15 protein-coding genes are annotated in these 10,624 nt (G+C 36.0%); 7 read left to right on the top strand and 8 right to left on the bottom strand.

Annotated elements, in window-relative coordinates:
* A partial coding sequence (locus Q8P68_02135) for a hypothetical protein (protein ID MDP4007968.1) occupies positions 1 to 675 on the bottom strand: 675 nt, incomplete at its 3' end.
* 181 nt (positions 676 to 856) lie between these two features.
* On the opposite strand from Q8P68_02135, the gene Q8P68_02130 reads away from it, so the two are divergent.
* Together Q8P68_02130 and Q8P68_02125 are read left to right on the top strand one after the other, a co-directional pair.
* On the top strand, positions 857 to 1,804 hold the full coding sequence (locus Q8P68_02130) for a Bro-N domain-containing protein (protein MDP4007967.1): 948 nt from the start codon (positions 857 to 859) through the stop codon (positions 1,802 to 1,804).
* A gap of 135 nt (positions 1,805 to 1,939) precedes the next feature.
* The gene (locus Q8P68_02125) at positions 1,940 to 2,155 is read left to right on the top strand and encodes a hypothetical protein (protein ID MDP4007966.1); all 216 of its coding nucleotides are present in this window, start codon (positions 1,940 to 1,942) and stop codon (positions 2,153 to 2,155) included.
* 79 nt (positions 2,156 to 2,234) lie between these two features.
* Here Q8P68_02125 and Q8P68_02120 read toward each other — a convergent pair whose 3' ends face one another.
* The 7 genes from Q8P68_02120 to Q8P68_02090 form a co-directional block, all read right to left on the bottom strand.
* Positions 2,235 to 3,503: a nucleotidyl transferase AbiEii/AbiGii toxin family protein gene (locus Q8P68_02120; GenBank protein MDP4007965.1), complete on the bottom strand. Its 1,269-nt coding sequence runs from the start codon at positions 3,501 to 3,503 to the stop codon at positions 2,235 to 2,237.
* Complete coding sequence (locus Q8P68_02115) at positions 3,500 to 4,114, bottom strand: hypothetical protein (protein MDP4007964.1); 615 nt, start codon at positions 4,112 to 4,114, stop codon at positions 3,500 to 3,502. The genes Q8P68_02120 and Q8P68_02115 overlap by 4 nt, the downstream gene beginning before the upstream one ends.
* Before the next feature lie 65 nt (positions 4,115 to 4,179).
* Positions 4,180 to 4,659 (bottom strand): hypothetical protein, encoded by a 480-nt coding sequence (locus Q8P68_02110; GenBank protein ID MDP4007963.1) that lies wholly within the window; start codon positions 4,657 to 4,659, stop codon positions 4,180 to 4,182.
* A gap of 1 nt (position 4,660) precedes the next feature.
* A complete protein-coding gene (tilS, locus tag Q8P68_02105; GenBank protein MDP4007962.1) occupies positions 4,661 to 5,908 on the bottom strand; it encodes a tRNA lysidine(34) synthetase TilS in 1,248 nt (415 codons plus the stop codon).
* A 76-nt stretch (positions 5,909 to 5,984) separates the two neighbouring features.
* Positions 5,985 to 6,323, bottom strand: a complete 339-nt coding sequence (locus Q8P68_02100; protein ID MDP4007961.1) for an RNHCP domain-containing protein — start codon at positions 6,321 to 6,323, stop codon at positions 5,985 to 5,987.
* A 2-nt stretch (positions 6,324 to 6,325) separates the two neighbouring features.
* Positions 6,326 to 6,604: a type II toxin-antitoxin system RelE/ParE family toxin gene (locus tag Q8P68_02095; protein ID MDP4007960.1), complete on the bottom strand. Its 279-nt coding sequence runs from the start codon at positions 6,602 to 6,604 to the stop codon at positions 6,326 to 6,328.
* Positions 6,604 to 6,852 (bottom strand): hypothetical protein, encoded by a 249-nt coding sequence (locus Q8P68_02090; protein MDP4007959.1) that lies wholly within the window; start codon positions 6,850 to 6,852, stop codon positions 6,604 to 6,606. The genes Q8P68_02095 and Q8P68_02090 overlap by 1 nt, the downstream gene beginning before the upstream one ends.
* A gap of 158 nt (positions 6,853 to 7,010) precedes the next feature.
* Between Q8P68_02090 and Q8P68_02085 the strand changes: the two genes are divergently transcribed.
* The 5 genes from Q8P68_02085 to Q8P68_02065 all read left to right on the top strand — a co-directional run bounded on the left by Q8P68_02085 (position 7,011) and on the right by Q8P68_02065 (position 10,624).
* Positions 7,011 to 7,544 carry a PilN domain-containing protein gene (locus Q8P68_02085; protein MDP4007958.1) on the top strand — a complete coding sequence of 178 codons (534 nt, stop codon included), beginning with the start codon at positions 7,011 to 7,013 and terminating at the stop codon, positions 7,542 to 7,544.
* 77 nt (positions 7,545 to 7,621) lie between these two features.
* On the top strand, positions 7,622 to 8,158 hold the full coding sequence (gene pilO / locus Q8P68_02080) for a type 4a pilus biogenesis protein PilO (GenBank protein MDP4007957.1): 537 nt from the start codon (positions 7,622 to 7,624) through the stop codon (positions 8,156 to 8,158).
* A gap of 23 nt (positions 8,159 to 8,181) precedes the next feature.
* Entirely contained in the window at positions 8,182 to 9,372 is a 1,191-nt protein-coding gene (locus Q8P68_02075; protein ID MDP4007956.1) for a type II secretion system F family protein, read from the top strand.
* Between the two features lie 18 nt (positions 9,373 to 9,390).
* Positions 9,391 to 9,960: a type II secretion system protein gene (locus tag Q8P68_02070; GenBank protein ID MDP4007955.1), complete on the top strand. Its 570-nt coding sequence runs from the start codon at positions 9,391 to 9,393 to the stop codon at positions 9,958 to 9,960.
* Between the two features lie 28 nt (positions 9,961 to 9,988).
* The gene (locus Q8P68_02065; protein ID MDP4007954.1) at positions 9,989 to 10,624 is read left to right on the top strand and encodes a hypothetical protein; all 636 of its coding nucleotides are present in this window, start codon (positions 9,989 to 9,991) and stop codon (positions 10,622 to 10,624) included.

Raw genomic sequence — 10,624 nt, 5'->3', positions numbered from 1 at the left:
CCCGGGGAAAAAGTGGTCGAACTGGGCTTGTATAAGCCGTTTCAATATTTCCTTGTTAGATTGCACCTTCATTTTTTGTTTCATTTTTTCAAGTTGATTTCGCATCACGGCGTCGAGCTCAATTTTCATCGGCGCACGTGAGATTTTTCCTCGCATTTCTCTCGAATATTCCATCCCCGCCGCCTTTGGCAGATTTTCGACCACTTTTATCAACTCTTTCTCGTTTTCTTTTGTAGCAAAGCAAGCCACTATAGCGATTTTGTGAACTACTTTCTCTCTCTCGGTTTCAAACAAATTTTGACATCTGAATTCGCTTAATTTTTTTTCAACTTTTATAACTTTATCCACGACTCCGGCGGAGATTCCACCGCCAAATCGTGCGGCGTATTCGTAAATATTCGCGCAACCATAAGATTTATAAATCTCTTTTTTATAGATCTCGGGAATCAGAAGGATAAGTTCGTGAGTAATTTTATTTCGTTGATTGCCAAGGGAAATAAATTTTTTATGAAGGTTTTTTGCCGCCAAAAGATCGTTTTTCGCCTTGACCCCGGCGGATTTCTGCAAGGTATTTTCCCTGAGTCCGGCGGATTTCTGCAGGGTATTTTCCACGAGTCCGTTTGATTCCTGCAGGGTGTTTTCTCCCACGAGTCCGCTTGATTTTTTATTGTACATATCTTTTATGTTTAAGGATTATTAGAAGAAAATATTAACAAAAATCCGTCAAAATTGCTAGACAAAAATAGGCAAAAAACATGAGTAATAAGCCAAAAATCACCATTTCGAGTTGCGTGAGAATGAAAATGTTTCGTGGTATACGCGCACTCACCTACTGAGGGGATAACGGAGGTCATGGGTGGGGAAATGGTGGGAAAAAGGCGAGTTAAAGATGGAGGGTGGGTTAAAGGAAAAGGTGAGGCGGGAAAAAATGGCACGGCTGGCATGTTCTAAAGCGGAGCTGCTCGCCTTTGGCGGGTTGATACCCCGTCCGTGGGCGGGGTTCTTTATAAAGATTCGCCGTATTTGGCATGATAACGAATGGTTTTATTCTGTGGTGGACATTGTGGAGGCGCTAACTGAAAGCCCTTCTCCTCGTCAATATTGGGGGGTATTAAAGCAAAGAGAATCTCAGTTGTTAACGATTTGTTTACAACTGAAATTGGAAAGTGCCGACGGTAAAAAATACTCTACCGACTGTGTAAATACCAAAAATGCATTTCGCCTTATCCAATCAATCCCATCACCAAAAGCTGAACCTTTTAAGATGTGGTTGGCGGAGGTGGGTAAAGAGCGACTTGATGAAATAGAAAATCCGGAGTTGGCACAGGAGAGGATAAAGAAGCTTTATGAAAAAAAAGGTTATCCAAAAGATTGGATTGATAAGCGTTTGCGTGGCATTGCCATTCGCCAGGATTTGACTGATGAATGGAAAGATCGTGGTCTCACTCATGCAAAGGATTATGCGATTTTGACCGCCGAAATATCCCAGGCTACATTTGGTATGACCCCGAGTAAATATAAGAAGTTCAAAAATATTCCCAATACATCAAAGGCGAATTTGCGCGATAATATGACCGACTTGGAATTAATTTTTACTATGCTTGGAGAAAAGGTGACCACTGAAATTTCCGTTCAAGAAAAGCCAAGTGGAATGCCTAAAAATAAAAAGGTCGCACAACGCGGCGGAGGTGTGGCCGGTAATGCTCGCAAGCTGACGGAAAAAGAACTTGGCCGTAGTGTGATTTCAAAGGAAACCTACCTGCAGGGTGATGAGAAGAAGCGGTTGAATGAGGTGGGGGAATAGAAGGGATGAATTTATCCAACTAAAATCCCTTTTTTTTAAACATAACTAAATCGTTAAGTAGATAAATTGCACTTAACAGCTTACATAAGCCAAAACTAAAGCGAAACAGCAACCCAAAATTCCCTATATCCCCCGATGAGTTATAACAATGTTCTGGTTGAAAATTTTCAGGATGGTAATAAACCGGTTACGCAAATTTCACTTCCGCAATATGGGATTCCCGAACTCGATGAAGCGGCAATAAATGTGTATCAACAGGCCGGCGTGAGAGTGATTCCAATTCAAGGTTTGCTCCCGGGGGTGTATCAAATGGGTGCATTGAATTGTCTGACTTCGGAGAAGCGGAAGTAAGTCACATTTTATACTTCCCACTAATCAGTAATAAAACGAGGTCGACCATTTTTTCTTTGTTTTTTGGGTAGGAGAGCCTTTACATTAGCAGATCATTCAGTTTTGAAGACAGCAGGGCATTTTTGTCAAGAACGATCTGCTGTTTCGGATCAAAATTATCAGCTGTCATTCTTATGACCTTGGTGGTAACGCCTTTTCCCAGTACGACTCGATTTGTTTTTTCGAGAAATTTTTCTGTTTTTTTGTAGAATAATGTGGCGTATTGCTTCTGTTTCATCACCTTTTTGCCTGTCGCGGCTTTTGCTTCAGCTGTCATACGTTCGACAATGTAGTCGCTTATTTTAATTGGCAACTCTCCTTCTTTGTCTTCGAGCCAATAGTCGCTTAGTCGATATTTTATCATAAATTTTGATCCTTCTTCGGTGTCGTAAAAGTAAATAAATGAAAGTGCATTTGTACTGTAGTCTACAGTCATACCCACATCTGTAAGTTTTGTAACGGTTCTTATGTCATATGATTTTATTAGTTTCGAATAGGTTTCCATCCAATTTTCCAGCCAATTACGAATAAAGTTTTTATCTAAGAATAAGTCGGTAAGATCGTCTTTTAAATTTTTATCACTTACTTTATTCATTTTAAGTGTTAATTTTACAAAAAGTTTATGAAGGTTTTTCACTTCAATTCCTTTGGCTGATAAATAATCAAAATTAGGCGCGGCCTTTTGTCTCATATACCAAAGTAAATCATATATATCACGTCCTTTTTCGTTGTAGATGTTTTTACCCACACCACGAGTGCCACGTAAGAAAACTGCACAAATTTTACTAGCCATGAGTGAGGCCATATTGTATGTAAGAATAACGAATGACAATTGTCCTTGGTTTATTGGCCATCGTTCTGTGACACTTGTTTTTGGTGCCACAAAGTGATTGAGGTCTATTTTCACGTGTATCCAATCCGATGTGTATCCTGGGATTAGATTTCCTATGTTGAATTTGAGTGTCAGCCCTCTATTGTTTGTTATTTTGATTTTTAGAAAATTCTTTGTAGTTTCATATGTTTTTTGAAAATAATATTCAATTTCATTTTTCAAATTTTCTAGGAATTGCCCTGTAATAGGATGATTTATTTCAAAATCCAGATCGACGGACATTCGATCAAGGCCGTGCATAATACGTAATGCTGAACCTCCATACATAACCCATTCTTTGTATTTTGGATGGTGGTAAATGAAATTTAAAATATAAAACTGCAGCTCTTCTTTTAATGCATTTTGTTGCGTCTCAGGACCAGTATCTTTGGATATTGTCAGTCTATTTTGTAGAATTTTTATAATTTGTTCACTCATGATAAGAAATGTTTAAGTGTTTTGTAGAATTTTTTTTGTTCACTCTTGGCCATTTCATCAAAGTCTATTCGTAATTCTTCAATAATAATTTCGATGTCTTTTATGGATAATCCTCTGAATTGATTTGTTTTAAAATATAACATATCGAACAAAGCCTTTGATGGTGAAGCGATGAAAAAATCAAAAGTTCCTTTTTGCAAATTGAAATCGGTAAATAGTCCGTTTTTCATCGACTGATATCGGAAATTACCCGCTTTGGTTGTGTAATCTCTTGTTACTCTTGTAGTCACTGAGGTTACTCCATATATAGCTTCAGTTGCTAGATTGTAATACTGGAGGGCTGTCCATGAACTTACGTACGATGGTGTGCGTAGTATATTTGCTAAATAAAACAAATAAGAGATATCATTTTTATTTTTATCATAGAACTCTTTTGTGACGTATAATCCATTTCTAAGCGCGAGTAGTTCTCTGCGTTTTAAAGATCTACTAATATAGGCATCGACTGTTGTTTTTTTAAGTCCATACTGTTCACTTAGTTGGCATATTGCCCCTTTATCAAAGTAAGGCAAGTGCCCGAGTTGTTGTAAAAGTATTTTTTGGTATTTCATAATTATGATGATATCATATCAAATATGAAACGCTAAGTCAATAGGTGTATGATTTCATGACTATATTAATTGAATCTATTTAAAAAACTAAAAATGCCTGGTTTGCTGTCGTGCGTTATGATCCAATCACCTATATGTTTTCTATACAGCCTTCCCTTCCCTATGTGCTTTTTATGATCCTTGAGCATTGTCCATTTCTCTTCTATTGTTTTCGTTTCATTTTCAGTAAGAAACTCTTCATCGCCATGGATGTTTCTGTGCCAAAAATATAATAATGAAAAGCCGAATTTCGTAATTTCTCGCTCGTAACCATAATGACCTATTACAGGAATGGCATTTTTTAGCTGATACACGTATTTTGCGCCTAGTTTTTGAAGCTGATTTTCAGTGAGCCCATCCCTTACCCCCACCATACCTTCATTATAATTTTCCATTAAATTATCACAAAGAACTATTGATACTACGGCAGGGGCACCCGCGAAAGTTTTGCCAGCAAATATAAAGAATATGAATATAATTAAAGTGAGCTGTTGTGTGAATTTCATTTTAGTTGATTGTAATTTCAAGTATTTCATTGTTTTGATGTATTTTATATTTTTCGCTAATTGCTAAATCACCAACTGCAACAATCTCATCTTTGTATATGATTATAGGTATTGTTTTTCTTTTTGATTTTGGAATTTTTCTATCCGTGAAGAAATTTTGAAGTTTTTTCGTTCCCTTCATTCCTAGTGGTTGAAATTTATCTCCCGGTTGCCATGTGCGGACCAGTAGTTTCTCCGGATGGCTTATACTTGCGATGTATATTGTGTTTTTGACTTTTTTCGAAGGGGCTTTTGATACATTAGTTACTTTGATTTTCACATTTAGTGTTTCTGTATTTTTTTCTCCAAAAGTGCATTGTCCATATTCTGTTTTAAATTTTGTGTTTGCGAGTTTGCCTTTCAAATTTTTGTTTTTCAAAATAATTTCTCTCGTATTTTCGATTTGTTTTGTAGAGAGTCCGTTTGTTGAACCAGTCATTCCTTTATATATATATATAAGGATTTCATTTTGTAGGATTTCATCTAGTTTTTTGAATTCTAAAATTGAGAATCTATTGATTGATTTATTGTCATTCGTTTTTAGCCAATCTTTTGCCAGTCCTTCTAAAAAGCTTTGTAGCTTGCCAAAATGTTCGATATTTTTTGCGAAAGTGTTTTCGATCCCTGGATTGATTTTTTTCAGAACAGGTAGAATCAAATTTCGAATTTTATTTCGTGTGTAGGTATTTTTCTTATTTGAAGAATCAACGATAAATTTGATTTTGTTTTTCTTGAGATAATTCAAAATCTCTTCTTTGCGCATATTTTTGATAGGACGGATAATGTCGTCTCTATCTTGAATTCCAGTTAGACCTTGGAGTCCGCAGCCACGCGTGAGATTTAGCAATACAGTTTCAATTGAGTCATTTATATGGTGCCCTGTTGCAATATAAGTAGCTTTGTATTTTTTCTTTAATTCATCAAAGAAACCGTAGCGCGAGGAGCGCGCTGTCTCTTCGAAATTTTTCACGCCTTTTAGATTTAATTTTTTTGATTCGAATTTTACGTTGAGTTTTTCACATAACTTTTTACAAAATCGCTCATCTCTATTGCTCGCAAAACGTGTGCCATGATTTAGATGAGCCGCAATTAGTGTGATTTTCAAAGATTTCTCGAGTTTTTTGAGTTGATGCAACAAATATACCGAATCCGGACCACCCGATAGAGCGACTATTATTTTTGAACCTTTTTTAATTTTTGAAATATTCAAGTACTTTGATTTTAAAGGGTCTGCACGTGCAGACTTTTAGCATAGTTTTTTAGCTCAAACAAGCCATTTCGGACTTTTATCTTACTGTGTTTTTTAAATTAGTTTTCGTGAGTAATTCGGTTAATTTGTCAAAATCATCATCCTCTGCAGTCTTGTTGTTCTGGATTTTCCCGCATGCGTTACATTCATGGGTAATTATGTACCCTTTTTTCTTGTCTATTCCAAGTGAAATAGGCTGCATCAAACCAAGGCATTTGCTAGCTCGATCACCCGGTAATATATCATCAATATGCAAAGAATATAGGCATGTCGTACAGTGATTCCGACATGTTTTATTGGCTGCCGGTATAGTGATACCGCAATTATTACATGTGAAGCCTTCGTTTAGAGTGATGAAATGTTTCTTTTTTTGCATGTTTAGATGTCTTTATATACCTCCTTTCTGTGCTTGATTGTTAACACGAGAAGAATAGTGACATTACTATCTTTATCAATATCAAAAATCGCCCTATAGGTTCCAATTCTGAATTTATACGTTCCGAATTTTGGATTTTTTAATTTGTCTGCAAATGACAATGGGTCAGTTTGCTCGGTGAAAAACCCAAGTTTATCGACTATTCTTTTTGCTACCTGTTTCTCTAAATTCTTTAAATCCTTTACAGATCGTTCTGTAAATATGAGTTTATATTTTGCCATTAAATACCAAGTTCTTTATATACTTCTTCTTGCGTGTATACCTTTCCTTTCTTTATATCTGCGCGAGCCTCTTCAACGTCAAAAGCTAGATTCTCAAGAGTTATATCCTTTTGATCTATTGGGTTTACTTCAAAAATCGGAGTTGCATGATACATAACTATATATCGTATGTTTTGTTTTTGTGAGTCTTTCCATAGAGTAGTTATATCTTTTCTAAATTGTTTTATGCCGATTAATTTTGTTTTCATAGTAAAAATTATTATTTATTACAACTAAAGTGTACACTTTGTCGCCGTTGTGGTCAACATTTTTTATTTTTGCGCTTGTGTGTTCTCTTTATTACAGCGTTGTTTTTTAAGGGTTTTTGTGGTAGAATATTTAGATTTAATAGTTAAATTAAAACGTTATGGCTCAAATATCTCATGACAAAGGTTTGGATCTGGCTTCTAAATTGAAGGCAAAGTGGAGTTTTTCACATAAAATAGTTGCTGTTTTGACAGTAGCTACTGTTTTCTATGCGGTGTTTTTGGCTTATTCGATAGCAAATGTTGCCGGTGAGCAATCTTTGGTAGATTCTGAAATGAAAGAAGTTGAAGCGGAAATGACTAAGTTGGAAGCTGATCAAATAGAACATTTGATGATTGCGAGCCAAGCTGTTGAAAAGATAAATTCAGTTGATGTGAAATGGTCAGAAATTTTGACATTGTTACTTGATGCGACACCTGATGATATTGTTTATCGTTCTTATTCAGGTAATGAAAATGGGACAATTACTACTGCAGTACTCGCTCAGTCGTTCAATAGAGTGGCTGATCTTATAAATATTTTGGATAACAAACCATTTGTTAAAAATGTTTTTGTACCATCCGTAGTAAAGGGCACTAGCCCTACAAATGCAGCTGTTTACAGCTTCGCACTGAATGTTGAATTTGAAAAATGACGCAAGGCGTGAAGCTTGCCTTGCGAAAAAAGGTACGAAGTAACAATTAAATCAATAAAAACTAATTATTAAATCCAATGCAAAATAAGAAAAACATCATTTCGCTTATATTAGTACTTGCCATACTGGTGGTTTATATGTATTATATACAACCTTCGCGCGGAGTTTTGGCTCAAGATACACAAAACTTGGTAGCGTCGGAGCAAAAGCTTAATGATCTTAAAAATTCGGTTGCCGAGTTGGAGAGTTTGAAAGCTTCAATTCCGGAGAGCGCGGCGCAGAGACAACTGCTACTTGCACAAGTACCAACTGAGGTTGACCAAGATGGTCTTATAAAAGATTTAAACAGATTGGCTCAAAGTAGAGGTATCGAGCTCAAAAATATCGGGTTTTCACTCGCTAAAGCAGATCCTAATACAAAAGTTGGAGTGATCACGATGTCGACAGGTTTTGAAGGGACTTATCAAGATCTTATCAATCTACTCGCAGACATTGAAAAGAATGCGAGAAGAATGAGAGTCAAAAATATTTCCGTACAAGTACTAGAAGTTTCACGTGATGTATCTGCAAATGTAACGTTTACGCTCGCAATCGAAAGTTATTACCAAGAATAAATATAAAATAATATCATTTGTATATGCCAAATAGAGACGATTCAAAAGATACTAAAAAAATTCTAAATGAGTTAAATTTAGGAGATACCTCTAACAGAAAAGATATCGTATATGGTGTTTATGATAACTCGGATGATACTCTTTTTTCACGAATTAATGATTTCTTTATAGATAATCATAACGTTAGTTTAAAAGAGAAATCATACTTTTTCCATTTACTTGCAGTAATGCTTGATGCCGGTATGTCGATACTTGAAGCTCTCAAAACTCTTTCAAAGAAATTTGAAAATGAGAGGCTTAGACGTATTATCAATACGCTTGCATACAATGTTGAAAAAGGTAAGACGCTTTCTGCTGCGATGGAGAATTTTCCTGAAGTTTTTGATGATAGTGAAATTGGAATAGTAAAAAGTGGTGAATCCGTTGGGCATTTGGATAGAATGCTTTTTAAACTTTCAAGTCAGCTTGAACGGTCTTATGGTATGGGTCTTAAACTCCGCTCCGCACTTGTTTACCCGGCGACAGTACTTATCGCTCTTTTCTTGTCCGGTGGTGTGATTGTACTTTTTGTATTACCAAAACTACTTAAGTTTTTCTCTGAATCAGGGCATGCACTTCCATTTTTGACTAGATGTCTACTTTGGATTTCAGACTTCCTTACAAATTATTGGATTGCTGTTGTTATTGTTTCGATCGGACTCGTCATTGCATTCAATGCTTATCGTTCAAGTGTGATGGGTAGATTTAAATTAGATTATTTGAAATTAAAACTTCCGGTTATAGGAGAACTGTTTAGACATTCTGAAATTGTTCGTTTTGTAAGTTTACTTGGAATTTTGGTTGAATCAGGGCTTCCAATCACGAAGTCTCTTAAGATTTTGAGTGAGTCTATGAAGAATGTTTTATATAGTGAGAAAATTTCTGATGTGCAGATGTCAGTTGAGAGAGGTGAGAAGATTTCTTCATCCCTTGAAGATGCGCCATTGCTTTTTCCATCTACAGTTACTCAGATGATTGCGATAGGTGAGAAGTCAGCGACACTTGCTTCTATTTGTGAAAAAATAGGAAGTCAGTATGAAAAAGAACTTGATCACTCGATCAAGAATTTGATGACTATACTTGAGCCGCTTGTAATTTTGTTCGTAGGTATACTTGTGGCAATTATGGCTTATGCAATTCTTGGACCAATTTTCCAATTGAGTCAGTTTGTTTAGCATCTAACTCAATTGAAGATGAAGTCCCCGAATTCAAAAAAAGGTTTTACACTAATCGAATTGCTAGTTGTGATTACTATTTTTGGTCTTATCATGCTCACTGCTTTTTATACTCTTGGGAGAGCTTCACAGCAGGTGAAGTTGCAAATGTCGGTGGAGCAAGTAGCTAGTAATCTAAGGTTTGATCAAACTGAGGTTAAGAGTGGATTCCTCTCACCAAATGGAAATCAAATTTGCAGAGGATATACTTTTGAAGAAAATAAAAATTCTTATGTTCCGGTTTGGAGTAATTATGCTGCCGGTCAATGTAGTAATACTTTGAATGTTTCTTCAGCACTTTCTCATGCATCCGGAGTTGAACTTCAATCGATCGTTCCTTTGAATAGCTTACCTATTCATGTTTTGACTGTTTTGTTCCAGCCGCCTACGGGGTCAGTTCAATTCTTTGATGGAAGTGGTGTATCACTTGGAAATAATTTAGGATTTGGGTCAGTTGATTTGACTTTTGCATATACATTGTCGGATTATCCGAATGATGGAATATTAACTATTAATAAATCAGGGCAACTTAACTTTCGATATCAGTGACTTTTTTTCTAACAAGTTAAATGAAATTATGAAAATATCTTCGATAAAAAATTGGTTTAAGAAAAGAAGCTTATGTAGTGAGCTCCGCCACGTTCGTGGCTTCGCTCTTGTAGAAGTATTGCTCGCGATCTCACTTCTGTCGGCAACTATTATCACGATTTCATCGTTGACTATATCTATGATGCGTGCGAATTCTTTGAATCAAAATCATCTAATTGCAACTGAGCTCGCTCGTGAAGGAATTGAAATTACTAGAAATATTCGCGACACAAACTGGAGGAATTATAGGAATTGGTTGACTGATATTTATAGTGGATCCGGATCTTATGCTTTTGCAGTTGATTCACATGGTCAGATTGGAGAGGATTTTAATGTTTTCGCCCCTTCACCTCCTGATGATGATTTATTATATAAGGATGTTAATCTAAATGGTAGTTATACTGAGTACTCACATTTGGAAAGCGAGGATGCTACACCTTTTCACAGGATTATTACTGTGACACCTGTACTTTTAAATTCAGATGCTCCTGGTGGCTCATACGATTTGACGCTTCCTGACAACTATATTTTGAAAGTATTGGTGGAGAGCAAAGTTTACTATGTGGATAGGGGGAACGATAAAGAAATAAAACTTTATACAGAATTAACCGATTGGAATAATTAA

The organism is Candidatus Peregrinibacteria bacterium (genome assembly GCA_030700255.1).
Taxonomy (GTDB): Bacteria; Patescibacteriota; Gracilibacteria; order UBA1369; family JABINC01; genus JABINC01.
This window is presented reverse-complemented; position numbering and strand designations above follow the sequence as displayed.